Below are 25,183 nucleotides of genomic sequence, written 5' to 3' on the forward strand. Positions count from 1 at the left end.
TTCCCGCATCCACCTTTTTCCAGGAGGATTCTGCGGGGAGGGGCGACGCCGGCAAGCAGAGGGCCAGCCAGAGTCGATGGTAAGCCCACGGTTGAGCGCCAAGGGAGGGGTGGACGAAATGCACAGCCTCCATTCATGTCTGGTCTGGAAGAAGCAAAAAAAAAAATTCCGGAAAGAGTCCTTGCTGAGCCGAGCCAGAAACAGGCCGCTGTCATGAAGGCGTTCGACTCCCAGGTGGTCCAAGGGGGGGGCGGAAAATCAACACCTGACGCACTGTTGTTTCGAAATTTTGCCGCAGCGAATATCCCCAGCGGCCTAAGCTACTGGAAGACATGCTTGCCTGCGCTCACCCGCAGTGCGATGGCCCGACCAATCGATCCTGGTGCCGATAACGATAACAACATCAACCATTGCAAACTCCTTTGTGGGTGGTTCTCGTGGTGCGTACTCAATGACGCTCAATGCCACGGTGAACCTGACCGCGCCGAGATCGTGGCAGGAAACAACGCGGCGCTTCTCGCGGTCAGGTTAAGCCGGTTGGGATTTTTCATCTTTTGTTTTGTGTTTATTTTGTGTAAATTATGAGTGACATTTTTTCTTGACTATCACTGGTAACTTTCTGTTTTTAAATACTTTTAAAGTTACATTTTTGATTACATTTAAGGTGAATCCCATGAGAGATTTTTTAACATTCAAGTCAGGGAAATTTTATTTTAGCGAAAATTATGATGCTTCGCAAATCGATAGACTCTTGGTGCGGGCCACGGTGCTCAATGAAACTATTGTAGATCTGCCCATTCTTCCAGAGCTGGCATCACAAATTCAGCCAGACATAATGTATAGTTCGATCGCTGGCACAGCCGCCATTGAGGGCAACCCAATAACAGGTGATGATGTGAAAAAAATTGCCAGAGGGGAACCTGTTGAAATTTATACAAAAAAAGACCAGCAAGAAATCAAAAATCTTATAAAAGCTTACAATCTCCTTTCCGGTATTGAGCCGATGGCCGAACCTTTTCTATTAACTGAAGAATTGATCTGTGAGCTTCATAAAATTATTACCAGCGACGTGCCAGATGAAAACAATGTGCCTGGTAAATATAGAAATGGTCTTGTGCATGTTGGTGATAAGGCCCACGGAGGAGTGTACACTCCTCCAAAGATTGTTGAAGATATACAAAACTTGATGAGGGAGTTCGTAGGGTGGATGAACAGTGAAGAAATTTTGCAGCTTAACCCTTTTATCCGTGCTGCACTTTCTCATTACTATTTTTGTGTTATTCATCCTTTCTGGGATGGAAATGGGAGAACGGCGAGATTGATTGAGGCTATTCTTCTTCAGTCTTCAAATATAAAATATGTGCCTCGTGAGCTCTCTAATTATTATTACAGGAATGTGGACGAATATTATAATTCATTTTCAAAAGGGATCAAATTGCAACGTGATACCACGCCCTTTTTAAAGTTTTGCCTAGAGGCAGCTGTTGATAGCTTGGCAAGGATAAAGGCGACTATTGTTTATTTCATAAGAAAGTTTTCTCTTAGAGATTTTTATAGATTTCAGAAACAAAAGAAGATCCTTACGGATAGGCAATTTGAGCTGTTGTCTTTACTCTTGGACAATCCAGTAAATTTTAGCATAAAGGAACTAATTGAGAACAGACCGTTTTCAATTTTGTATAGTAAAATAACAACACAGACGGCAAGGCGTGATTTGAAGAAGTTGGTTTCTGAAAAACTTTTGCTTGTTGATGAAAACAACAAATATTCTCTTAACTTCAGAGTGCTAGGTTAATTCAGTCCAATACCACGGGTAAACTGACCGCGCCACCTTCACTTGCCGCGTCAGCGCCGCCAACATTCACACGGTCAGATTGACCCGATTGTGTACGCCTGGCATGGGCCGTGATCTTATGGGGAGAAAGTCCTTTGTCCGTGAACCGTGATGCTGATATTAACAGTTGTCAAAAGTACTTGCCGAAGGCAAGGGCATCCTCGCGAGGGGGTGTCTGAAGGGGGTGACATGGGGACGTACTTGACACGTTGACTTGTCTGGGTTCGAGCTCCGGACCTTCATGTGGTCATGACGGTGCGAGTTAGTCAATGATTTAAGTGCGTCCCCGTATGCCGGGTGGTGTGAGGGGCGGGCGGGGGTAAACCCGCCCTTGCCCGATTATACGTTCTTTAGCCGTATGGTTTTTGCACTGGTCGCCGAAGCACCCCAACGTAGCCAAAGAGTTTGTCCGGTAATGGCTGTTTTTGGCAAAGAATCAGACCCGTGTGCCCGAAGTCAGGGAAGAGTTTAGGCGGTATCATCTCCACGAATCGTTCAGGCGGGGGTCGGCAGGACGGCCTCTGCAAGCGGGCCTCGGCCCATACCTTCCGGCACAGTTTTGCCAGTCATCTGCTTCTGGCGAATTTTGATATCGGGACGATTCAGGAACTGCTGGGGCTCAGTGACCTGCGCACCACCATGATCTGCACCCACACCGTCAAAAGCGTCACCATCAGGGAGGCCCGGAGCCCGCTTGGCCTGTGAGGATGGGCAAGGGTGGGGTGGCATGGTTTGCGGGCTGGCGCAGGATCAGCGGCGGTTGCCCGCCTCCTTGGCCATCTGGTCGATTTCGTCGAGGAAGACCGAGAGCAGCTTGTCTTCCTCGACCTTTTTGTAAAGTTTGCCCTTCTTGAAGATGATGCCGACCCCGTGGCCGCCGGCCACCCCAAGGTCCGCCTCCTTGGCCTCGCCCGGGCCGTTGACCACGCAGCCCATGACCGCGATCTTGAGCGGGGTTTCGATCTTCTGGATATGCTGCTCCACCTGCTCGGCCAGGCTGAAGAGGTTCACCTGGCAGCGGCCGCAGGTGGGACAGGAGATCAGCTCGGGCCCGCGTTCGCGGATGTGCAGGCTGCGCAGGAGTTCGTAACCCACCCGGATCTCCTCAACCGGATCACGGGTCAGCGAGATGCGGAAGGTGTCGCCGATGCCTTTCGAGAGCAGAAGCCCCAGGGCGACGCTTGATTTCACCGTGCCGGCGATGAGGCCGCCCGCCTCGGTGACGCCGAGATGCAGCGGGTAGTCGCAACGGGCGGAAAGCCTGCGGTAGGATTCCACCGTGGTCATGGCGTCCGAGGACTTGAGAGAAATCTTGATCTCGTGAAAATCAAGCGCCTCCAGGAGCCGGACGTTGCGGAGGGCGCTTTCCACCAGGGCGTCCGGGGTCGGATGCCCATGTTTTTTCAGGATATCCTTTTCCACCGACCCGGAGTTCACCCCGACCCGGATGGGCACCCGGTGCTGTTTGGCCGCCGCCACCACCCGGGCCAGCTTTTCCGTGCCGCCGATGTTGCCGGGGTTGATGCGGATGCCCTGGGCGCCGTTTTCCATGCTGGCGATGGCCAGGCGGGCGTCGAAGTGGATGTCGGCGATGAGGGGGATTCTGATCTGTTCCCGAATCCGGCTGATGGCGTGAGCCGCCTCCAGATCCAGTACCGCCACCCGGATGATCTCGCAGCCTGCATCTTCCAGACGGTGGATTTGGGCCACGGTGGCGGCTTCGTCCCGGGTGTCGGTATTGGTCATGGATTGGACGGCGATGGGCGCGTTGCCGCCCACCGGCACGGAGCCTACCTTGATTTGGCGTGTTTTTTTACGGTGTATCATGGCCTGGGAGTATACACTTTTGCGGTTCTTCTTGCATCCTTCTTTTTCCCAGGAAGCGTATGCGTTCCGCTGTTGAAAACAGGGGGGCCAGCTGGTAGGATGCGGCCATGAAACTCTTTCTCACCGTCCTGGGACTGGTCTTTATCCTGGAAGCGATTCCCTATGTCCTTTTTCCCGAGGCCATGCAGAGGTGGCTCGCCCAGCTCAGCCGTATGGAGCCAGGCGTCTTGCGGGGCGCCGGATTGCTGGCCCTGGGCATCGGCCTTCTGCTCTGTTACCTGACCCAGCGGACCGGATTTATCCCTTGAGGGGCGGGGGTTTCGTTTTCCTCTTTTTGGCAATCCACAGATAATTTATGACCATTGACGCCGATTTTTTGCTCGCTTCCTATGATTATGAACTTCCGGAGGCGAATATCGCCCAGGAGCCGGCAAGCCGTCGTGACCGTTCCCGGCTGCTGGTGATCGACTGTCCCGCCGACCTTTGTCTGGACCGGCAGTTCGGCGACCTCTGCGAATATCTTGCCCCGGGCGACCTCCTGGTGGTGAACAACACCAGGGTTTTTCCGGCCCGGCTCCTCGGCAGGAAGGAGAGCGGTGGCAGGGTCGAGCTTTTGATCCTCGAATATCCTGCACCCGAGAGTGTTGCCGGTCTGCCGGCGGATGATTGGCGGGAGGTCGTGGTGGTGGGGCTGGTGAAAAGCTCCAAGCGTCCCCGGCCCGGCAGCATGCTTTTTTTCTCCGAGAACCTCAAGGTCAGGATCCTTACCCTTCTGCCGGACGGCAAGGTCCGGGCGGCGCTTTGCCATCGCGGAGATCTTGCCCGGCTCCTGGAGGAACAGGGGCAGTTGCCTCTACCGCCCTATATTCGCAGGGAGGAGGGGCAGACCGCCGAGGATCGCAGCCGTTATCAGACTGTCTACGCGCAAACCCCGGGGGCCGTGGCCGCGCCCACGGCCGGGCTCCATTTCACCCCCGAGCTGCTGGCCAGAATTGAGAGCCTGGGCGTCAGGATCGCCAGCGTCACCCTGCACGTGGGATACGGCACCTTTTCCCCGGTGCGGGTTGAGGATATCCGGGAACACGCAATCCATGCCGAATACCTGTTGGTCTCGGAGCAGACGGCGGAACTGGTCAATGAGACAAAACAGGCGGGAGGGAGAATCTGGGCTGTGGGCACCACTTCGGTGCGAGCCCTTGAGTTTGCTGCGGAGGCAACAGGCCGGATCGCGCCCAAAAGCGGCTTCTGCGATTTTTACATCTATCCGGGCTATCGCTTTCGGGTGGTGGACAATCTGATCACCAACTTCCATCTGCCCCAGTCGTCGCTGCTCTTTTTGGTCAGTGCCCTGGCCGGCAGGGAGCGGATTCTGTCGGTATACGGGGAGGCGGTGCGGAAGGGGTATCGTTTTTACAGCTATGGCGATGCCATGGCGATCATCACCAGGCATCAAGGGGATGTTGAGAAGGCCATTCCCGGAGCTTCCTGATTTACGGGAGCGGGACGGCGCGTTTCCCGCTTACTGGTAATTTCAATCCCGGTCCAGTGCTCGAAATTGACGACACACTTCTGTGTCAAACACAGTGGCGCGGGAACATGGATTTCCCGCGCCACTTTCCGCCATAATGGCCATGAATCCTTAGCAGCAGCCACCGCAGGCGGCGCCGTCTTTGGCGCCGCAGGAGGGGGCGGAATCCGAGCCGGCGGCGGCGCAGCCCTTTGCACCGCCGCCGCTGCTGTAGCCGTCCGCGTACCAGCCGCCGCCCTTGAGCTGGAAAGAGCTCATGGAGATGAGTTTTTTCAGGGTGCCGGTGCAGGCGGGACAGGTGGTGAGGGGTTTGTCGGCAAGGCCCTGCATGGCCTCGATCACTTCCTTGCAGGATTCGCACTGGTATTCATAAATAGGCATTTAAGGTTCCTCCGTCGTAAGCCCGGTGCTTGGGTGAGAATAAAGGGAAAACAAACCGTCGCGTTTTTCGGTTGCCGTGCCGGCCTCCTGACGCAACTTTCTGTAATTTTTATGGCGGATCTCTGAAATGCTGTTTAATTTAATAATGTATCATTGATCTGTCAATGTATCGTATGGTTCTTTGTTGATGTGTCTGTCGGGTGGCTTTTTTCATCGCCGCCCGGCCGTTGTCATGGGGGGGCGTTGTGCAACAGATATTGACCGCCCAGGCCGGACCTGGGATGACTCTTGCCAAGGATGTTCTGACCCCGGAAGGCCGTGTTCTCTGCGGCAAGGGGACCGAGCTGACCGAAGCTCTGGTCGAACGTTTGATCCGGATGGAGATCATGAACGTGACGGTGGAGGGCAATCCGGTGAAGGTGGAGGGCGAAAAACCACTGCCGGAGCAGCTCAGGGATATCGATCTGCGTTTTTCCCGGGTGGAGAAGATAGCGCCGTTGATGTATCTGAAAAAAAGGCTCAAAGAACGGCTTGTCGCCTCGCGGAGTTCGTGATGAATGAAGATAAACGCGCCGAATTCAGGAAGGCGCTGCGTGAGATCAAAAACCTGCCGACCCTGCCCGGGATCGTTCTCAAGCTGACCAAGATGGCCGAGGATCCCGACACCACCACCGAACAGATGGGCAAGGTGATCAGTAAGGATCACATCCTTGCCGCCAAGCTCCTCAAACTGGTGAATTCCGCCTTTTGCGGGTTTCCGCAGCGGATCAGCTCGCTGAACAGCGCCATCATTCTCCTTGGCTTCAATGTTATCAAGAGCTTGATCATCAGCGCCTCCATCTTCGAGGTGATGGAATCGCAGGACATCGAGCTGTGGGAGCATTCCCTCGGGTCCGCGGTGGTGTGTAGCGTCCTGGCTAAACGGCTGGGGGTCAAGGATCCGGAAGAGGTGAGCACCGCGGGTCTTATTCATGATATCGGCAAGGTTGCCATCAAGATGGAGCTGCCCAGGGAGTATGAGCTGATCACCGAGATGGTGCAGAGCAAAAAGATCTCCCGGCTTGAAGCGGAGCGTGAAGTACTGGGGCTCGATCATGCCGAGGTGGGCGGCTGGCTGGCCAGGAGCTGGAATCTGCCCAATAAGCTGGTGGAGCCCATCGCGACCCATCATGATCCGCGCCTGGCCAAGGACGAACAGCTGGCTTCCGCCATTGTCCATTTCGGCAATGTCATGATCCGGGGCATGGGCTACGGCCACGCCGGCGATATCTGGGTGCCGCCCCTCAGCAACCGGGCCTGGCGTATGCTGGAACTCACCCCCACCGACCTTGATCTGGTGCTCGAAGAGGTCGAGGAGAAACTCTGGGATGTCAAGGGCTTCAGTCTCGAAATCCAAGCAGGCCTGGAGGGGAACGTTTCCGTGGCCCCTTCTCCTGCGTAACCTCCCGGTCGGCTGTATTCCATGTCCCGTCTCCTTGTGGCCGGCAGCGATTCCCTCCTTTCGCCGGAATGCCGGGTTCTTCTCGACGCCAGAGGGTACAAGCTCAAGAGCTGCGGAACGCTGCAGGCTGCGCTGGCACAGGTTCTGGAGGATCCTCCGGATCTGCTCCTTGCCGAAAAGGGCTTTTCCGGAAAAAACGGCGACATCGAGTTGATCCGGGCGGTCAAGTCCTGTCTGCAGAAGGCCAATATCCCGATTTTCCTGGCGATTTCCAATGAGGATCTCAGCGCGGAACTCGACTGGGATCTTTACGCGGTGGATGACATCGTGGTGGGGCCGGTTTCGCCGGAGATGCTGCTTACCCGGATCCGTCTGGCCGAGTCCCGCATGGTCCGCGCCTTTGACAACAATCCCCTCAGCAGGCTGCCGGGCAACACCTCGATCATCCGCGCCATTCAGCGGGTTCTCGCGGAAGAGGACGGCTATGCCGTCTGCTATGTGGATATTGACAATTTCAAGCCTTACAATGATCGCTATGGTTTTTCCCGGGGGGACGAGGTTATCCTGATGGTTGCCAGGGTCATCGTCAATGTGGTGGACGAACTGGCGAGAAAGGGAAGTTTTGTCGGCCACATCGGCGGCGATGACTTTGTTTTTATCGTCCGGCAGGAAGTCGTGGAGCCGGTATGCCAGAAGATCCTGGCCAACTTCGACCTCGTTCGGAACATGTTTTTGAGCGCCGAGGATATCGCCGCGGGCGCCTTTGTCGGTCGTGACCGCCAGGAGCGGGAAACGCGGTTTCCATTGCTCAGCCTTTCCGTTGCCGTGGTGATCACCGGGCGGGGCAGGTACCGCCATTACGGTGAGGTCTCCACCGTTGCCTCGCAGCTCAAGCATTGCGTGAAGAAGCGCGAGGGCAGCAATTATCTGATCGATCGGCGCGACAGGGAATAACCCGCATTGCCGTAAACGATACCGAGCCTGCCGACAGGCAGGCAAGCGGTTTTCAGCATCTGTTTCCCCATTGGAGTCAGATGCTTTTTTTTTGCCGTCTGCGCAAAATGAGCAGATCCCCCTGCGTTGTTTGCATCGTGTGCTAACTTACGGTGTGCGTTTCATTTCATCGCTGTAGCGTTGGGGAATTGGCGGAAAATGTGCAATATTTCAGTATCGGGAGCAGGGTGATTTTTGTTCTGGATTTAAACGTGGCCATGTGCTCCTGATGGTTATATTGGAAAAAAAGTAACAAGATGATTGAGCGATGTCATGGAATATGATCAATATTTTTATTTGTATTTTTGTTAAATTTCTTGATTTGTTGTTCTTTTTGCGATAGGAAATGAGTTGATACGTATTCATTTACAATTTTCACTGTGTGGAGGACGTGAAGATGAGTAAATCTCTTGTGGAAATGGCGGCTGATCTGGTTCAGTCGCAATGTGCGTCCAAGGGCATGAGCACCGAGGAAATAACCCAGGCATTGCAGTCCACCTTCAACGCGTTGCAGGCGTTGCAGGCGGATGAAACAAAACTGCAGGCGAGTGCGGGTGAGGGTGGTGTAAGCGCGGTGCCTACCGCCGGCATGACTCCTGATAAATCGATCCAGAAAAATAAAATAGTTTGTCTGGAATGCGGTCAGGAATTCAAGATGCTCTCGCCAAAACACCTGCGGTCCCACGGGTTGAACGGGCGCGAATATCGGGCGAAATGGGGATTTTCCCTGCGGCAGCCCCTTTGCGCAAAATCTCTGTCCGACCGGCGCAAAAAGGCGGGCAAGGATCGTGGCCTGCCCGAGAATCTGCGTAAGGCCATTGCCAAACGCAAGAAGACCGCACCGGCCAAAAAGACCGCGGCCCCCGAAAAGAAATAGGGTCAGGTCGGCCTGTTTCCGTCCGGGCAGGGCGGGACCAGCCGGGGCCACTCCCTTCCCCTCCGGGTTTTGTCCTGGAAAAAGAGCATTCCGGCAATCGCGCGGGATGCTCTTTTTTGTTCGTGGCGGCCGCGGCGCCAATTTCCGTTGCCTCATGCATGTTGACTTTTTCGAGAATAAGCAGCATATTGGCGGAACTTTGTGGTCGGCGTCATGGCAGACCACGCTGCCGACAATTTTTTACTTCTCCCACCCGCACCGTGTATAATCACAGGATGTAATCCAGCGGACAAGAACTTCCCGAAATTGCCTTCAGTTGTGAAAGCAGATGTTTGATGGCGACGCGGATGGGGGTAAATTCCGAGCAAACGCGCCGCCCGCGAGTTCCGCCGGGAACCGGTGTTGTTCCCTCAGGCCTTTGCCGGCCGCCCTCGTGTCCTGCTGGCGTTATCAGCCCGTTGAAAAAACGGGCGGTGGACGGCCCAGGGCGGGCGGTTGAAAATGCCAGGGATGGCTTTGCCACGGACTGTTATGAGGAGTTTGCGAAACCGTCATGATTGGTATTTTTGATTCAGGTGTGGGCGGCATGACCGTGGCAAAGGCCGTCGAGGAACGTTTGCCCCAATACCGGATCGCTTATTTCGGGGATCTGGCCCGGACTCCCTACGGCTCGAAAAGCCCGGAAACCATCATCTCCTATTCCCGGCAGAACACCGAGTTTCTCCTTGCCCGTGGGGCGAAGATCATCATTGTCGCCTGCAATACCGCGGCCAGCGTCGCCTCCGATATTCTCCAGCAGGAGTTTTCCGTCCCCATCTTCGAGGTGATCAGCCCGGCGGTGAGCAGGGCGGTGGCTGCCAGCCGTTCCGGCCGCATCGGGGTGATCGGCACCCGCGCCACCATCAAGAGCGGGGTGTATGAAAAAAAAATCACCGACCGCGAGCCCGATTATCAGGTGTTTTCCCAGGCCTGTCCGCTGCTGGTGCCGTTGGTGGAAGAGGGCTGGCTCAACAAGCGGGAGACGAAGATGATCCTGCGCAGGTACCTCCACCCGCTTCAGCTCAAGCAGGTGGACACCTTTGTCCTGGGCTGCACCCATTATCCGCTCCTCAAAAATCTCATCCAGCCCCGGATCGGCAAACGGGTCACCATCATTGATTCCTCCGAGGAGGTGGCGGAAAGCCTCGCCCAGTTTCTGGCAAGCCATCCCGCCGTCGAAGGGCAGCTCAGCCGGGCAGGGGAAAATTCCTATTATGTCTCGGACATCACCGATGCCGCGGCCGAGATTGCCCGCAAGGTTTTCGGCCGGCCCATTGCCTTGCAGAAGGTCACTTCGGAGCGGTGATGATTTTTAGGGAACGCAACGAGAAATCCCTTGCCTTCCGGTTGGTTTGCCGCCAGATAATTCCCCGTTTTTCAACGGACTGATGAGGAGTGGTGCCATGACCGCTGCAGCTCTTGCCAAGATTCTTGTTCTCTCCGCCTTGCTGGCCCTGGCTTTCCCGTTCTCCGGGCCGACGCCGGCCTGGTCTTCGCCGTTGCTTACCCCTCTCGAACTTGCGGAGAATCTGCAGGCGCAATATGAGGCGACCAAGAGCATGTCCGCCGATTTTCAGCAGGTCGCTTCGGTGCCGATGAGCAACCGCAAACGCCTTGGCGCCGGCCGGGTCGTCATCCTCAAGCCGGGCCGGATCCGCTGGGATTATACGACTCCGGACCGCCAGGTGCTGATCAGCAACGGCAAAAAGGTTTTCATGTATTTTGCCGCCTCCCGGCAGATGATTGTCCAGCCGGTCAATGAATATATCAATTCCGACGTCACCTACTCCTTTTTTGTCGGCACCGGCAACCTTGTTCGCGATTTTGAGATCCTGCCGCCGCAGCGACCGGCCGAGGGGGAACTGCAGGCTATCAAGCTGGTACCCAGGACGGCACATCCCCAGGTGGACTACCTGCATGTCTGGATCGACGGGAACTATCTCCTCCGTCGCCTCGAGATCGTCGATCACTTCGGCAGCGTCACCGAACTGACCTTTGCCAACATCAGCAGGAACGAATCCGTGGCCCAGGATCTCTTCACCTTCACCCCGCCGGCCGGCACCGAAATCATCGAGCAGTGAGGATGGCGAAGGCGGCTTGTCAGCACAGTCCGTTTCGTTTCGGGCTTGTTTCCCTGCCCTGGGCGCTCTTTAACCGGCCATCGGCCCAGCTCGGCGTTCTGAAGAGCTATCTGGAAACCACGGCCGAAAATCTGGCGGTCGTCACCCTGCACCCGTATCTTGGCCTGGCCAGGGCGCTCGGTCCCGGCCTCTACCATGAAATCTCCCGGCAGGTCTGGCTTTGCGAAGGACTTTATGCCGGCCTCCTCTTTCCCGATCAGCGTCCGGCCCTCGCCCCGTTTCTGGCCAGGAAGCTCAAGGCCATTCCTCAGGGAAAAGGGGAATCCGTCGAAGGGCTCTGGGGGAAGGTGGAGGCCCATTTTGCCGGCTGGCTTGCCGCCACGGACGTGCGGGCCTTTGATCTCCTCGGTTTTTCCGTCTGCTTCAATCAATTGCTTTCTTCCCTCTACGCGGCGCGCGAGATCAAGAAGATCCGGCCCGAGCTGCCCATCGTCTTCGGCGGCTCCTCCTGCGTGGCCGAGATGGGCAGGTCGCTTCTCGCCACTTTTCCCTGGCTCGACTATGTGGTGCATGGGGAAGGGGAGCAGCCGCTTTTGCATCTCTGCCGGGTGCTTGCCGGAGAGAGCGAGACACTGCCGGCCCAGGTGTTTGGTCGGCAAAAAAAAGCAGGCCCGGCGCTGCCTTCCGGTTGGCAGCTCGCCGATCTCGCCGACCTGCCCATTCCGGATTATGCCGAGTATTTCCGGGAGCTGCGGCATGCGTTTCGCGGTGAGCCCTTTGTTCCGGAACTCCCGGTGGAGTTTTCCCGGGGCTGCTGGTGGGGGAAATGCACCTTCTGCAATCTGAACCTGCAATGGCACGGCTACCGGAGCAAGAGCGCCGTTCGCATGCAAAAGGAGATCGAGGTTCTTGCCGAACGGCATGGCTGCCTCAATTTCTGCTTCACCGACAATGTGCTGCCGCTCCGGGAGGCGGTGCCTTTTTTCGACAGCCTGGCTGCGGCGGGAAATGATTTTCGTTTTTTCGCCGAGATCCGCATCAACCAGCGGGGCGGGACTCTGGCTGCTTTCCGTCGGGGGGGGCTTGCCACGGTGCAGGCCGGCATCGAGGCCTTGAGTCAGAAGTTGCTTGAGAGGATGCGCAAGGGCGCCACGGTCATGGAAAACCTGGCACTGATGAAAGAGGCCGTGGGCCTGGGGATCCGGCTGGACGGCAACCTCATCACCGAGTTCCCGTTGTCCGGCGAGGATGAGGTGGCGCAAACCCTGGAGTGTCTCGACTATGTTCTGCCCTTCACCCCCCTCGTCACGGCGGCTTTTTTCCTCGGCCATGGCTGCGAGGTGGCGGCAAAGCCGGAAGAATACGGGATCCGGGCCATCGTTCAGCATCGGGATAACCGCAAGCTCTTTCCGGCCCCGGTTTTGCGGAACCTCACCTTGCTCATCAACGAATATCGCGGGGATCGGGCCAGGCAGCGGAAACTCTGGCAGCCGGTGGTGAAAAAGGTCGCGGCCTGGCAGCGTTTTCATGCCCGGCGCCAGACTCCGGCCCACCTTTCCCCGCCGCTCTCCTACCGGGATGGCGGCACATTTCTTTTGCTCCGCCAGGAACTGCCCGGCCGGTCCACCCTGCACCATCGGTTGCGCGGGATTTCGCGAGCCATCTACCTGGCCTGTACGGAGATCCGCGAGCTTACGGAGCTGGAGAAGCGCTTTCCCCGGGTCGGGCGCGAGCAGCTGCTGAAGTTTCTTGGCGAGCTTGCGGCAAAACGATTGCTGTTTGCCCAGGGAACGAGGTATCTTGCCCTGGCTGTGCGGGAGAGGAAGAACGTGGAATGACCGAGAGTGCGCTGACGGGTAAGGAGGACGCCATGCGGCCCATGGCGCGGAACAGGAAAGACAGCCCCATGAAACTGCTTGTCCTGGGCGGCTGCCGGAGCGGCAAGAGCCGCTATGCCGAAGAGCGGGTCGCGGCGAACTTCACGGACAGGGTTTACGTGGCCACCCTGGAGGATCTGGGGGATGGCGAGATGGCCCGCCGCATTGCCCTGCACCGCGAAAGCCGGGAACGAGGCTGGCGTACCCTGGAGGAACCCCTGGCCATCGGCCGGCTCCTTGCCGGGCATGACGGAAGCGCCGAGGTCTTTCTGGTGGATTGTCTGACCATGTGGATAACCAATATGCTGATGCGTGACTTTACGGACGGGAAGATCGAGGCCGAGGTGTTCGGGCTCGTGCGGACCGTGGAACGGCTTGCCAGTTCCGTGGTGCTGGTGGCCAACGAGGTCGGCCTGGGACTCGTGCCGGACACCGCCCTGGGCCGGCGCTTCCGTGATCTCGCCGGCTGGACGAACCAGCAGCTGGCGCAGGTCTGTCCGGAGGTGGTTTTCGTGGCCGCGGGTCTTCCCCTGCGGCTGAAGGGATGACGAAGATGGCAAGGAAAATACCCGGCGGCCAGGGCGCCCATGGCGGCGATATCATCGCCATGGCCAGGCAACTCAATTGCAAGGTCGCCGACCTCATCGACATGAGCAGCAACCTCACCCCCCTGGGCATGGTGCCCGGGCTGCGCGAGGCTTTGGTTGCGCGGCTTGAGGAGATCGCTTATCTGCCCGAGAGCGGCAGCGAAACCCTGGCCGCCCTCTTTGCCGAAAAGCACGGTCTGGCGCCGAGCCAGGTTCTGGTGGGCAACGGCACCACCGAATTCATCTACGCGGTTCCCGCCGGGCTTGCCTGCAAAAGGGCCCTGATCGTCACCCCCACCTACGGCGATTATCGGCTGGCCAGCGAATGGGCAGGGCTGGGAGTGGAGTTTTTCCCTCTTGCCGCCGGCGAGGATTTTGCCCTTGATTTTTCCCGCCTCGCGGCGGCCCTCTCGGGCAACGAACTGGTCTTTATCTGCAACCCCAACAACCCCACGGGCAGGGTGATTCCCACTCGGGCTCTGCATGACTTCATCATGGCGCATCCCGCCAGCGAGTTCCTCGTGGATGAATCCTACCTGCCCTTTGTCGCCGAACCTTCCCTGGCTGCCTTGCCCATGCCCGCCAACCTTTTTCTTCTCTGTTCCTCCTCGAAGATCTACGGCATCCCCGGTCTGCGCCTCGGTTTTCTCGTGGCCGCCGAGGAGAAGATGCGGCACCTTGCCGCGCGCCGCAAGCCCTGGGGGGTGAATCGCATGGCCCAGGTGGCCGGCGAGTATTTGCTGACCGGGGCGGATGACTATGTGCGGGCGGTGCGGGAGTACCTGCTTGCCGTGCGCCCCGGTTTCGTTTCCCGCCTTGCCGCTCTGCCAAAGGTAACAGTGGTGCCGGGAGAGGCGAACTTCATCCTCTGCCGTCTGGGAGCAGGGCGGACGGCGGCCTGGCTGCGGCAGGCCATGCTCACGAGGAGGATCATGCTGCGCGACTGCGGCAATTTCATCGGCCTTGATGAACAGTACTTTCGCCTCTCCTTGAAGAGCAACGAACAGAACGCCAGGTGTCTTGCGGCGCTTGCCGAAGTTTTAACGGCCCCTTAAAAAACGGGCGAAAGGCTGGCTGAAGCGTCTTTTTGGCCAGCGGGTGGTTGAAAAAGCCGGGTCTGGCTTTTTCAGCAAAATATCAGGAGCAACCCCATGCGAATCGCGATCCTCTCCGATACCCATGACCACATCGGCAACCTGCGTGCCGCGGTGAAATACATCAATGCCTACAGCGTGAGCATGCTGATTCATTGCGGGGATCTCATCTCGCCCTTCATGCTGGACGAACTCGCAAAGTTCGCCGGCGCCGTGCATCTGATCTACGGCAACAACGCCGGCGACCAGCACCTCATTTCCCAGTCCTGCGGCTCCCGCTATCCCGGCATCACCCAGCACGGCATCTTCGGCGCCGTTGAGGCGGGCGGCCGGAAAATCGCCTTCACCCACTATCCGCAGCTGGCCAGGGGGATCGCCTGCCAAGGCCTGTTCGACGTGGTCTGCTGCGGCCACAACCACCGCTACCATGTGGAAAAGGTCGGCGCTTGCCTGCTGATCAACCCCGGGGAACTGCTGGGCAAGGATGACCAGCCGGGGTTCGCCATTCTCCAGTGCGAAACCATGCAAGTGGAGCGGGTGGAGGTGGGTACTCCTTTTGGTGATAACTAAAAAAACAACGCGAAGGCGCAGGGGAAAGCATTATGGCACCGGGTGATAACGGGAGTTTTCAACTTTCCCTTTGCGTCTCTGCGTCCTTGCGTTAGCTTTGTGAATACTCAGGTTTCTTCTTTATTTCAGAAACCATCAACCCTCAGGTGAACATGATGAACACGACAAACGATGGCCCAAGCTTTGCCGAACTGTTTCAGGAATCAACCCTTGGCAAGAAGGAGAGCCTCAGGCCCGGCCAGAAGATCGACGCCACCGTGGTCCGCATTGCCAAGGACTGGATCTTTCTCGATCTGGGCGCCAAGAGCGAAGGCGCGGTGTCCAGGCATGAATTCGTCGATGGAGAGGGCAACGTGACCGTCAAGGAGGGGGACCGGGTGCAGGTCTACTTTCTCTCCGCAAAAAACAACGAGCGGCTCTTCACCGCCAAGGTGAGCGGCGGCGCGGTGCACAGTCACCTTGACGAGGCCTTTCACAATCAGATCCCGGTGGAAGGTACGGTGCAGGGCGAGACCAAGGGCGGCTTCGAGGTGCGTTTTTCCGGCAACATCCGCGCCTTCTGCCCCTACTCGCAGATGGAGATGCGCCGCATCGAAAATGCCGAGGAGTATATCGGCAAGAAGTTTTCCTTCCGCATCACCCAGTTTGGCGAGCACGGCAAGAATATCGTGCTTTCCCGCCGCGCCCTGCTGGAAGAGGAACGGGCCCGGCAGAAGGAGGCACTGCAGGAGCGCCTTGCCGTGGGGCAGAGTGTTGCCGGCACCATCACCTCCATCCGCGATTTCGGCGCCTTTGTCGATATCGGCGGCATTGAGGGGCTGATCCCGGTTTCCGAGATCGCCTGGGGTCAGGTCGAGGATATCCGCGAACGTATTGCCGTGGGCCAGGAGGTGACCGTCACCGTGCTCAAGCTCGATTGGGAGAACGAGCGCTACTCCTTCAGCCTCAAGGATTCGTTGCCCGATCCCTGGGAAGGCATCGAAGGCAGGTTTCCCGAAGGCAGCAGCCATACCGGCAAGGTGGTGCGCCTCATGGAGTTCGGCGCCTTTGTGTCCCTGGCCCCCGGCATCGACGGGTTGGTGCATATCTCCAAACTCGGCGCCGGCCGCCGCATCCAGCATCCCCGCGAGGTGGTCAAGGTGGGCGACGCCCTGGAGGTGAAGATCGACGGCATCGATCCGGAGAAGAAGCGGATTTCCCTTTCCCTGCCCATGCCGGCCAAGGACGAAACCGCACAGGCTGCCGGCAAAAAGGGCAGGGTGACCGAGCAGGGCGAGGACCGGGAAGATTTCCGCAGCTATCTTGCGGAAAAGAAAAAGGATGAAAAACAGACCCTGGGCACCTTTGCCGATCTGTTCAAGGACAAGGTCAAGACCAGGAAATAAGCAGGGGAGGGGAGGCGATGAAAGCGGTGTCCGGATTTGTGCTGTTATGGGCGGGCCTTGCCCTGGCTGCCGGCAGTCCTGCCTTTGCCAAGGAAATTCGCCTCAAAAGGGGGGAAGTTTACCGCGAGCATGATCTCGCCGTGATCTGCGAGGGAGGGCCGGCCGCGGCCTCCGGCCGCGCCCTGGCGGTGCGGGAATGCCAGTACTGGGATGATTTTGCCAAAAAATGCCTCTTTGAAAAGACCAGCCACACATACAACGGCCTGGAGTGCACGGAAGAGTGCCAGCACTGGGATTCCTTCGCCAACCGCTGCGACTATCAGAGCCGCTGCGTCTTTTATCCGCGCGAGGAGGCCTTTGTCCGGAGCACCTGCGCCGAGTTCGACGACTACAGCCGCAAATGCCTCAAAGTCCGGGAGGAGAAGATCGAGGCGGGCAGCCCTGGCTCGCGGTGAGGGAGGCTTTTCCGGAAGTGGGGGCAGCGCGGATAAAGACCGGAAAGGCAATGGCCCGCCACTTCCCGCTCCGAGGGGATGAACACCCCGCCCGCGTTCAGACCGCACTCGTTTCTGCCGCCGAGGAAATAAGGACAGGAGGTCTTCCCCTCCTCAATGCGGATGGTGGGCATGTTGCTCCTGTGGACTTGCCGGGAACTCCCGGGTCGGGCACGGCTGCGCAGGGCCGAGAAGCTCCTCGATGGCCCTGGAAATGGTGGCGAGATCCATGGGTTTCATGAGAAATTTCCGTATGCCGATGGCCTTTGCCATTTCTTCGTTCACGATTTCACTGTGGCCGGTCACAAGAATGATCGGGAGATCCGGGCGGATGGCGAGCATCTTTCCCGCGAGTGCAAAGCCGGTGAAACAGGGCATGGTCTGGTCGGTGACCAGCAGGTCGAACTCGTCCGGCGCGGCGAGGAACCGGCTCATGGCCTCCCTGCTGTCCGTGCATGCCACCACTTCGCAGCCGGCCCGTTCCAGCATATGTCTGCCCAGAACCACGTTGAATTCCTCATCGTCGACCAGGAGCACCCGCCCGTGCAGCCTCGGGACACCCGGTTCGTTCTTTTTCTCATCCTGCTGGGCGTTCTGCTCGATTACCGGGAAAAACAAGGTGAAGGTGCTGCCTTCTCCCGGCCGGCTCTGCACGGAAACCGCCCCGCCGTAACCGGTCATGATGCCATGCACTATGGCAAGCCCCAGGCCGGTCCCTTCCCCTGCTTTCTTGGTGGTGAAATAGGGCTCGAAAATCCGCTGCCTGGTTGCGTCGTCCATGCCGCAGCCGTCATCGGAAACCGTGAGCCGCACATACTTGCCCGGCGTCAGGTGCGGCAGTTCCGCGACGAGTTCCCGCGCCATCTCCAGCTCGTCCAATTTCACGGCGATCCTCCCGCCCCGTTCCCGCAGGGCGTGGTAGGCATTGGTGCCCAGGTTCATGATGATCTGATGAACGTGGCTGGAATCGGCCAGCACTGGAGGGCAGCCGAGATCGATATGCTCTCTGATCTCGATGGTGCTGGGCAGGGTTCTCCGCAGCAGTTTCAGCGCTTCCTTGATCATAAACTGCACTTTCAGGGGTTTTCTTTCCAGTTCCGACTGCCTGCTGAAGGTCAGGATCTGCTTCACCAGTTCCGCGGCTGATTTTCCCGCCTGGCTGATCGAAAGGGCGAAACCGCGGGCCTCGCTCTCTGCGGGCAGGGTCCGGACAAGCAGACCGGCATACCCCAGAATGGCATGGAGCATGTTGTTGAAGTCGTGGGCAATGCCGCCGGCCAGAGTGCCGATGGCTTCCATTTTCTGCGCCTGGCGAAGCTGACACTCCAAAACGAGGCGCTCCTTTTCGTCCTGCACCCGTTTGGAGATGTCAAGAAAACTCTCCAGCAGGCACTTGCGGCCGTTGAGTTCGAGCCGCACCACGGATTTGAGGATGGGGAGCTCTTCGCCGGTTTCCTTCAGAAGAATTCTTTCGGAATTGTCGATTTCCTGCCCCAGGTCCAGGACCGGGCACTGCCCCTGTCCCGCCGGGCAGATGAAGCCATGGCAGGTGCGGCCGATGATTTTTTTGGAAGAGATGCCGATGATGCCGATGGCCGCGCTGTTGGCGTCCAGGATCTGCCGTGTCTCCTGGTCGATGAGAAGAATGCCGGTCTGCACCGTATCGAAAATGCACTTCAAGCGGGTTTCGCTGGCGGCAAGGGCTTGCACCGACTTGTCATGTTTTTTTCTGGTGCGCAGGGCCAGAATCCCATAGGCAAGGTCCGCGGAAAGTTCGCTGAGGAGCTGCACTTCGTCGACGTCGAAGGCCTCGGTTTCTTCCGCATAGATGTTGAGGGTTCCGAAGAGTTTTTCTTCCGCAAAAAAGGGAAGCGTGATGGAGGAGAGATAGCCGTGGCGTGTGGCGATTTCCTTCCATTTCTCGCCGTATGGCGCGGCAAGGGTGTTGTTGTTGATCAGTATTTGTCCGTCGCGGACGGCGGCCCATTCCGGTGTCTGGTCGAAGCCTTCCGTTGCCGGCCGGCTGATTTTCAGCCCGCGCAGATATCTGAGGCCGTTGCCTTCCCTGGCCGCGACACGCACGGGCCTTTCCCCGTCTTTTCTGGCATAGCCGACCCAGGCCAGGGCGTAGCCGCCGTGCCCGGCAAGGATGCGGCAGATGGTTTCCAGGAGCCCCTGTTCCGTTCTGGAGCGGACCAGGGCCTGATTGCAGAGGCTCAGGGTTTTGTAAGCCCTGCTCAGTTTGGCGCTTTTTTCCTCGGCGTTCCGTTGCCCGGTGATGTCCGTCACCAGGGCCTCATAGGCAAGAAGGGAGCCGTCTTCGGCAAAGCAGGGCACGGTGGTGTTCCTGATCCAGCGCACCGAGCCATCCTTATGGATGATCCGGTGTTCAAAGGGGGGGATCGGCGAGCCGGTCAGGAGGTTGCCGAGATATGCCATGACCATCCCCCGGTCCTTTTCGTGGATCATCTCATACCAGAGAAACGGCGATTTTTTGTATTCTTCCGGAGAATAGCCGGTCACCGCGAAGCTCCTGGGCGAATGGAACGTTTCAGCCGGTCTGCCGTCTTTGTAGCGGACCGTGTAGGTATAGTCGGTCGCCGCTTCCAGAAGTTTCCGGTAGCGCAGTCGCCTTTGCCGCTGAACGGTGAACGGGTTGCGAGAATCATGAATACAGGCAAATTCCCTGTCGGTTTCCCTGTCTGCCATCGGGACGCTCTCCTGTCCTGTTTTTGCACGCGGGGGGTCAGTTGCGGCAATTTGCCTGGCAATGGGCCTGCGCGACGGATGCCGGTGAGGCTGGTATTTTCATTTTCTTTTGCCGCTTCCGGTCGAGGCAGAGGGAAATCTGGTGCTGCAGCTCGCTCACCAGAAAGGGCTTGGCCAGGAAGTCGTCGGCGCCGCATTGAAACGCCATGCTGATTGTCTCGTAGACAACGTCACCGGAAGAGAGGATCACCTTTGTTTCCGGCTGAAGCGCCTTGCTGGCCGCGAGAATCGCGAATCCGTCCCTGCCGTCCATGTGAATGTCGCAAAGAACCAGATCAAAGGTGTACGCCGCCAGAAGAGAGAGCGCCTCTTTTCCGTTCCTTGCCGTGGTCACCAGATGACCGTCCATCTTCAGAAAATAGCTGATCATTTCCACCAGCAGCGCGTCGTCATCAACCACCAGAATCTGTTTTTTCATCGGGCCTCCTTTTTGAAATCCCCTGACAAATGGTGTTAACGCAAAGACGCGAAGGTTCACTTTTCTTGGCTTATGATGTTCCTTTCGCGTCTCCGCGCCTTTGCGTTCGGCTTTTCAGCCAACCGGCATGAAGAGATGGAGTTCCGGGGCGGCCCGGTCCCTCCGTGGCGGGTCAGGCGGCCGCCGAAACGTCCGTCTCCATTGCCGCCGGGATTTCCGATGGCATGGCCGTCTCCAGGTCCAGGCAGAGGCGGAGATCTTCCTCGCCATGGGTAAGGACCTTGTCGATGTTCAGGATGATGAGAAATTTCTCTCCCTGCCTGCCCATGCCGATGATGAAGTCGGTGTTGATATTTGTTCCCATCCGCGGCACCTCTTCGATTTCCGAGGTCTGCAGATCCAGGACCATCTGCACCGAATCCGCCACCGTGCCCATGGCGACCGTTGTTCCGTCGATGGTTGTTTCCACGATCATCACGCAGGTGTTCTTGGTCTGGTCAACAGGCTCCATGCCCAGCCGGTATCCCAGATCCATCACCGGCACCACGTTGCCCCGCAGGTTGATGACCCCGCTGATGAATGGGGGCATCTTGGGAATCCTGGTCAGGGTGGTGACGTCCAGAACCTCCCGCACCTTGGCGATGTCGATGGCAAAGTCTTCGCTGCGCAGGGTGAAGGTCAGGTACTGCTTGCTCTTGATTTCATCATGGTTTGTTTCCGCCATGGCTTGCTCCTCTTCAGATTGGTTTGTCCGGGTTTTGCGTCGGCAATGGTTCACAACCTCGCGACCGGAATTCGGGTCACGCCGCATCGTATCTGGCAAATTCCCCGTCGGTCTGGTCGGTTTTCAGGGAAACCCGGAAGCCTTCCTTCACATGTTTCACCGGGCGTGAATTTTTTTCCGCCTTGATCTCCTCCTGGCTCAGAAGCACGGCCCCGGTTTCTTTCAGGACCGGCAGCCCTTTTCCCCGTGTATTTGCACGGACGGCGAGATTTTTCCCGATCTGCGGGCGCGAAGAGAGCTGGGCGCCCATGGCCTGCCCTGTCTTGAAAAAGCTCGCGGTCTCCATGAGTTGAGCGCCCTGGCTGGCCAGTTCCTCGCTGGTGGCGGCCATTTCTTCGCTGGCCGTGGCATTCTGCTGGATTACCTGATCGAGTTGCTCGATGGCTTTGGCGTTTTGCGCGATGCCCTGGGCCTGTTCGTTGGCCGAGGCATTGATTTCCGAAACCAGATCCGCTGTTTTCTGGATTTCCGGGACCATTTTCGAGATGAGATCTCCGGCTTTTTCCGCGATCTCGACGCTGGAACCCGCCATGCTGCCGATATCCTTGGCCGCGTTCTGGCTTCTTTCCGCGAGTTTCCGCACTTCGGCGGCGACCACGGCAAAGCCCTTGCCGTGTTCTCCGGCCCGGGCCGCCTCGATGGCGGCGTTCAAGGCCAGCATGTTGGTCTGCCGGGAAATTTCTTCGATGATCAGAATGTTTTCCGCGATGTTCCGCATGGCTGTTACCGTTTCCACCATGGCCTCGCCTCCTTCCTTGGCGTCGACCGCGACCTTGGTGGCTATTGCCGCGGTTTCCCTGGCGTTGTCAGCGGTGTGCGCCACGGTGCTGCTCATCTCCTCCATGGCGCTGGAAATCTGTTCCACCGAAGCCGCGGCTTCGGTGCCGCCCTGGCTCATGTTGGCCGCGGAAGAGCTGATCTGCTCGCTGCCGGCGGCGACCTGTTCCGCCGCTTCCTGGCAATGGAGGGCGAAATTGCCGAGGTTTTCCACCATGGAGTTCAGATTGTTCTTGATTTCGTTGAAGTCGCCGTTGTAGTTGTCGGTGATTTTTTCGGGGATGTCGCCCTTGCTGATCCGGTCCACATATTCGGCGGCCACGTTGAGCGGCCCGATCACCGCGTCCAGGGTCTGGTTGACCCCTTCCACGATCTTGCGGAAATCGCCCTGGTGTCTGGCCGCGTCGGCCCGGGTGGCCAGTTCGCCAGCCACCGCCGCCTGCACCAGCATGCCGGCATCGGCGATGAGGCCGTTCACCGCCTCGATGCAGGTGTTCAGATTGTTCTTGATCTCGTTGAAATCGCCGTTGTAGTTGTCGGTGATCTTGGGCGGGATATCGCCCTTGCTGATCCGATCCACGTACTCGGCGGCCACGTTGAGCGGTCCGATCACCGCGTCCAGGGTCTGGTTGACCCCTTCCACGATCTTGCGGAAATCGCCCTGGTGTCTGGACGCGTCGGCCCGGGTGGCCAGTTCGCCCGCCACCGCCGCCCGCACCAGCATGCCGGCGTCGGCGATGAGGATGTTCACCGCCTCGATACAGCCGTTGAGGTTGTTCTTGATCTCATTGAAGTCGCCGTTGTAGTTGTCGGTGATCCTGGGCGGGATATCGCCCTTGCTGATCCGGTCCACGTACTCGGCGGCCACGTTGAGCGGTCCGATCACCGCGTCCAGGGTCGCGTTGACCCCCTCCACGATGCCGCGGAACTCGAAATTGATCTTTTCCACGTTGCCGCGGGTGGCCAGTTGCCCGTTCACCGCCGCCTCGGTGAGGAGTTTTGCTTCGTCAAGCAGCGACTTGAGGATGGTGCCGATGTTGCCCTTGAGGTAGAAGCCGATGGTCAGGGCCAGAACGATCACGGCTATTACCACGGCCACCATGCTTTTTTTGATCAGACCCGCCTGGGCATCCGCGGCCAGGCTGCTTTCCTCCGCGACCTTGATGTTGATGTCGGCGAGTTTCAGTAACAAGGCTTCTGCATCCTTAAAGGATTTCGCTTCGGTCTCCAGGGCGAATTCAAGCATGCGTTCATGCTCCGCCTTGCCATTGCCGCTCCGGTACGCCTTGAAATTGTTTTCCGTTTGTCGCACGTCCTTCAGCCAGGCTTCCCAGGCCGGGACGAATTCCTTCCAGGTCGCGGCTTCTTCTGCGGTCTGGGGAAGAGGTTCGTAGATTTTCCATGCCTGATCGGCCCGGGCAAGGGCTTCCTTGATGTAGCCGAACTGATTTTCAACCCGTTCGTCCGAAAGGCCGGGAACGAGGAGACTTCTGGTCGCCGCCTTGACCGCGGTCTGCGCCTCGCTCATGATCAGCAGGTTCTGGACGCTCGGCAGGCGGACCACGGCAATTTCATTCTGAAATCCCATGATCCGGGTGATGCCGTAATAGCCGAAGATCCCCATGGCCGCGGAAATAATGGTTACCAGGCAGAAGCCGGCGATGATTTTTTGACCCAGTTTCATGGTCTTGAACATGGCGCTTTTCCTCCTTGTGGGTTGAATTTGCTGATTTTGTTGAAGATGAATTGCGTGACAGCGGGCTTTGCGGCTCCTCCTTCCGGCCTGTTTCAGATGAACGGATTTTCGCGGGAGAAAGCCCGCGATGTTTCCAGGGGGGGCAGATCCATGCTTGCCCGGACCTGCTTCAGGCTTTGCCGGACAACCCTTGCCGCGTCGGCGACGAGCGGTTCGTCATGGCCGGAATAAATCGCCTTGATTTCAAGACTCGTCAGCCCGGTCAGGAACTCCATGAACGCCGGAGAGTAAGATCCCCAGGGCTGCATGATTCTGAGCGGCGTGTCGCCGGAAAAGAGCGTCGCCTCCCGGGCGCAATAGAGGCAGATGGAGTCGTTGGAGTGGAAGGGGGCGTGGATCACCTCGACGACCCCATCGCCCGCCGGCAGCATCCGGCCGTTGCGCAGCACTTCGTCGATGCCGTTTCCGCCCTTGAAGGCCAGGACGGGACAGTTGTAGATCTTCCTGATCTCGGCGGCTCCGCCGGCATGGTCGAAATGGTCGTGGGTCAGAATCACCTGTTCCACCGCCTTCTTGCCGCAGCCGGTGGAAAGACGCTGGAGTTCCTCCAGAATGGAGCCGTCGGTACCCGGATCAATAAGGGTATTGACGTCCTCGAGCCGGTTCCACTCTCCCAGCAGCAGATAGGAGTTGCAGGTGTAGAGGCTTTGATTTTTTCGCAGTTGCAGGACTTTCATCCGTTCAGCTTCCTGTTTTTTTGTATAATTTGGCGTCCGGCGCCACCCGCGAGAAGAGGCCCGTCACCTCGCCGGGCAGGTTTTGGGTATTTTCCGTGACCAGATAGCCGCCGGGCGCGAGCGCGGCGTGAAACATCCTGAAGACCTCCACCCGTTCGGCGGGTTGGAAGTGGAGAAGGACATTTTTGCACACCACCAGGCAGTAATCGTTTCCCGTCGGTGAGAGCGAGAGCAGGTCGTGGTACTGGAAGCGCACCCTGCTGCGCAGCTCTTCCTTTACCCGGTAATGGCCCGGCCTGGCGGCAGGCTCGAAATATTTGCCGAGCAGGTCGGCAGGGGTGCGTTTCAGCTCATCGCCATGGTACACCGCCTCGCTGACCACGTCGCCGAAGCGGTTGGCGCTGTCATGGTCCGTGGCGTCGATCCGCACGTTCTTGAAACCGAAACGGTTCATCCGTTCGGCCAGGATCATGGCCAGGGTGTATGTCTCCTGCCCCTTGGCGCAGCCCGCGTCCCAGACCTTGATTCTGCTCCGGCCGCTGGCGAAAGGGATGAGGTGGTTGGCAGCCTGCTCAAGGGTTGGCTGGTCGCGCATGAAAAAGGTGAAGGCCATTTGTTTCTCCCCGCTGGTGGTTGCTCGGCGCTCCGTCGCAAGGGGCGCCCTTGCTTTTGCAGAGGTCGGTCAGTGTCCGCTGGTGCCGGCCGCAGGTCCGCTCCGCGGGCGGGCGGCCGATGGGGCCTTGGGCGGGATATGGGCCATTCGTTCCGCAAGGCGGGAATGGTAGCAGTCATTGTGCGTCTCCCAGATGCCGGCCAGGACCTCCCAGTCATCGGCGAGCTGTTCCGCAAGCCGGAACCGCATCTCCAGGGACCGCAGCCGCCGGATCGCCGCAAACGGGCAGTGGGCCGTTGCGTCCGAAAATGGGCATCTGATGAAGAGCGCGAAAAGATATGAGGGGAAAAAGGACTGCCGCTTTTGGGAATGCATCGTATC

Annotated in this window: 25 protein-coding genes and 1 pseudogene; 17 read left to right on the plus strand and 9 right to left on the minus strand. The window is 58.3% G+C overall.

Going from position 1 to position 25,183, the window contains the following annotated elements; all coding sequences use genetic code 11:
- The first annotated feature begins 135 nt into the window (after positions 1-135).
- The 3 genes from ACUUL3_RS03375 (at position 136) to ACUUL3_RS03385 (ending at position 2,539) form a co-directional block, all read left to right on the plus strand.
- Positions 136-585, plus strand: coding sequence for a hypothetical protein (locus ACUUL3_RS03375; protein ID WP_448554582.1), 450 nt, complete (start codon positions 136-138; stop codon positions 583-585).
- Between the two features lie 88 nt (positions 586-673).
- A complete protein-coding gene (locus tag ACUUL3_RS03380; RefSeq protein ID WP_448554584.1) occupies positions 674-1,795 on the plus strand; it encodes a Fic family protein in 1,122 nt (373 codons plus the stop codon).
- 483 nt (positions 1,796-2,278) lie between these two features.
- Entirely contained in the window at positions 2,279-2,539 is a 261-nt protein-coding gene (locus ACUUL3_RS03385; RefSeq protein ID WP_448554586.1) for a tyrosine-type recombinase/integrase, read from the plus strand.
- A gap of 45 nt (positions 2,540-2,584) precedes the next feature.
- On the opposite strand, the pseudogene ispG reads toward ACUUL3_RS03385, so the two are convergent.
- Positions 2,585-3,667, minus strand: a pseudogene (gene ispG / locus ACUUL3_RS03390) (flavodoxin-dependent (E)-4-hydroxy-3-methylbut-2-enyl-diphosphate synthase); the annotation flags it as partial.
- Positions 3,668-3,768: 101 nt separating this feature from the next.
- Between ispG and ACUUL3_RS03395 the strand changes: the two are divergent.
- On the plus strand, positions 3,769-3,969 hold the full coding sequence (locus tag ACUUL3_RS03395) for a DUF2065 domain-containing protein (protein WP_448554587.1): 201 nt from the start codon (positions 3,769-3,771) through the stop codon (positions 3,967-3,969).
- A 47-nt stretch (positions 3,970-4,016) separates the two neighbouring features.
- Positions 4,017-5,150, plus strand: coding sequence for a tRNA preQ1(34) S-adenosylmethionine ribosyltransferase-isomerase QueA (gene queA, locus ACUUL3_RS03400; protein WP_448554589.1), 1,134 nt, complete (start codon positions 4,017-4,019; stop codon positions 5,148-5,150).
- A 150-nt stretch (positions 5,151-5,300) separates the two neighbouring features.
- Here queA and ACUUL3_RS03405 read toward each other — a convergent pair whose 3' ends face one another.
- Entirely contained in the window at positions 5,301-5,570 is a 270-nt protein-coding gene (locus ACUUL3_RS03405) for an FmdB family zinc ribbon protein (protein ID WP_448554591.1), read from the minus strand.
- A gap of 245 nt (positions 5,571-5,815) precedes the next feature.
- On the opposite strand from ACUUL3_RS03405, the gene ACUUL3_RS03410 reads away from it, so the two are divergent.
- The 12 genes from ACUUL3_RS03410 (at position 5,816) to ACUUL3_RS03465 (ending at position 16,969) form a co-directional block, all read left to right on the plus strand.
- A complete protein-coding gene (locus ACUUL3_RS03410; protein WP_448554593.1) occupies positions 5,816-6,124 on the plus strand; it encodes a hypothetical protein in 309 nt (102 codons plus the stop codon).
- Positions 6,124-7,011 (plus strand): HDOD domain-containing protein, encoded by an 888-nt coding sequence (locus ACUUL3_RS03415; protein WP_448554595.1) that lies wholly within the window; start codon positions 6,124-6,126, stop codon positions 7,009-7,011. The genes ACUUL3_RS03410 and ACUUL3_RS03415 overlap by 1 nt, the downstream gene beginning before the upstream one ends.
- A gap of 21 nt (positions 7,012-7,032) precedes the next feature.
- A complete protein-coding gene (locus ACUUL3_RS03420) occupies positions 7,033-7,965 on the plus strand; it encodes a diguanylate cyclase (protein WP_448554597.1) in 933 nt (310 codons plus the stop codon).
- Positions 7,966-8,386: 421 nt separating this feature from the next.
- Positions 8,387-8,881: a MucR family transcriptional regulator gene (locus ACUUL3_RS03425; RefSeq protein ID WP_448554599.1), complete on the plus strand. Its 495-nt coding sequence runs from the start codon at positions 8,387-8,389 to the stop codon at positions 8,879-8,881.
- Between the two features lie 553 nt (positions 8,882-9,434).
- Positions 9,435-10,226, plus strand: a complete 792-nt coding sequence (gene murI, locus ACUUL3_RS03430) for a glutamate racemase (protein ID WP_448554600.1) — start codon at positions 9,435-9,437, stop codon at positions 10,224-10,226.
- 97 nt (positions 10,227-10,323) lie between these two features.
- Positions 10,324-11,001, plus strand: a complete 678-nt coding sequence (locus ACUUL3_RS03435; protein ID WP_448554602.1) for a LolA family protein — start codon at positions 10,324-10,326, stop codon at positions 10,999-11,001.
- Positions 11,002-11,003: 2 nt separating this feature from the next.
- Positions 11,004-12,839 carry a RiPP maturation radical SAM C-methyltransferase gene (locus ACUUL3_RS03440; protein ID WP_448554604.1) on the plus strand — a complete coding sequence of 612 codons (1,836 nt, stop codon included), beginning with the start codon at positions 11,004-11,006 and terminating at the stop codon, positions 12,837-12,839.
- Positions 12,836-13,426, plus strand: a complete 591-nt coding sequence (gene cobU / locus ACUUL3_RS03445; protein ID WP_448554605.1) for a bifunctional adenosylcobinamide kinase/adenosylcobinamide-phosphate guanylyltransferase — start codon at positions 12,836-12,838, stop codon at positions 13,424-13,426. The genes ACUUL3_RS03440 and cobU overlap by 4 nt, the downstream gene beginning before the upstream one ends.
- 5 nt (positions 13,427-13,431) lie before the next feature.
- Positions 13,432-14,520: a pyridoxal phosphate-dependent aminotransferase gene (locus tag ACUUL3_RS03450; RefSeq protein WP_448554607.1), complete on the plus strand. Its 1,089-nt coding sequence runs from the start codon at positions 13,432-13,434 to the stop codon at positions 14,518-14,520.
- A gap of 96 nt (positions 14,521-14,616) precedes the next feature.
- Positions 14,617-15,129 (plus strand): YfcE family phosphodiesterase, encoded by a 513-nt coding sequence (locus ACUUL3_RS03455; protein WP_448554609.1) that lies wholly within the window; start codon positions 14,617-14,619, stop codon positions 15,127-15,129.
- A gap of 152 nt (positions 15,130-15,281) precedes the next feature.
- On the plus strand, positions 15,282-16,514 hold the full coding sequence (gene rpsA / locus ACUUL3_RS03460) for a 30S ribosomal protein S1 (RefSeq protein ID WP_448554611.1): 1,233 nt from the start codon (positions 15,282-15,284) through the stop codon (positions 16,512-16,514).
- 17 nt (positions 16,515-16,531) lie between these two features.
- Positions 16,532-16,969: a hypothetical protein gene (locus ACUUL3_RS03465; protein WP_448554613.1), complete on the plus strand. Its 438-nt coding sequence runs from the start codon at positions 16,532-16,534 to the stop codon at positions 16,967-16,969.
- 153 nt (positions 16,970-17,122) lie between these two features.
- Here the strand turns inward: ACUUL3_RS03465 and ACUUL3_RS03470 are convergent, their stop codons facing one another.
- The 7 genes from ACUUL3_RS03470 to ACUUL3_RS03500 all read right to left on the minus strand — a co-directional run bounded on the left by ACUUL3_RS03470 (position 17,123) and on the right by ACUUL3_RS03500 (position 25,177).
- Entirely contained in the window at positions 17,123-19,717 is a 2,595-nt protein-coding gene (locus ACUUL3_RS03470) for a hybrid sensor histidine kinase/response regulator (protein ID WP_448554614.1), read from the minus strand.
- Positions 19,718-19,754: 37 nt separating this feature from the next.
- Positions 19,755-20,195 carry a response regulator transcription factor gene (locus tag ACUUL3_RS03475; protein WP_448554616.1) on the minus strand — a complete coding sequence of 147 codons (441 nt, stop codon included), beginning with the start codon at positions 20,193-20,195 and terminating at the stop codon, positions 19,755-19,757.
- Positions 20,196-20,367: 172 nt separating this feature from the next.
- Entirely contained in the window at positions 20,368-20,919 is a 552-nt protein-coding gene (locus tag ACUUL3_RS03480; RefSeq protein ID WP_448554618.1) for a chemotaxis protein CheW, read from the minus strand.
- 76 nt (positions 20,920-20,995) lie between these two features.
- Entirely contained in the window at positions 20,996-23,452 is a 2,457-nt protein-coding gene (locus tag ACUUL3_RS03485) for a HAMP domain-containing methyl-accepting chemotaxis protein (RefSeq protein ID WP_448554619.1), read from the minus strand.
- Positions 23,453-23,544: 92 nt separating this feature from the next.
- Positions 23,545-24,189 carry an MBL fold metallo-hydrolase gene (locus tag ACUUL3_RS03490; protein WP_448554621.1) on the minus strand — a complete coding sequence of 215 codons (645 nt, stop codon included), beginning with the start codon at positions 24,187-24,189 and terminating at the stop codon, positions 23,545-23,547.
- Between the two features lie 4 nt (positions 24,190-24,193).
- A complete protein-coding gene (locus tag ACUUL3_RS03495) occupies positions 24,194-24,802 on the minus strand; it encodes a CheR family methyltransferase (RefSeq protein WP_448554623.1) in 609 nt (202 codons plus the stop codon).
- Between the two features lie 69 nt (positions 24,803-24,871).
- Positions 24,872-25,177, minus strand: a complete 306-nt coding sequence (locus ACUUL3_RS03500; protein ID WP_448554625.1) for a hypothetical protein — start codon at positions 25,175-25,177, stop codon at positions 24,872-24,874.
- Positions 25,178-25,183 lie beyond the last annotated feature (6 nt).

It is taken from the genome of Thiovibrio sp. JS02, from assembly GCF_053485635.1.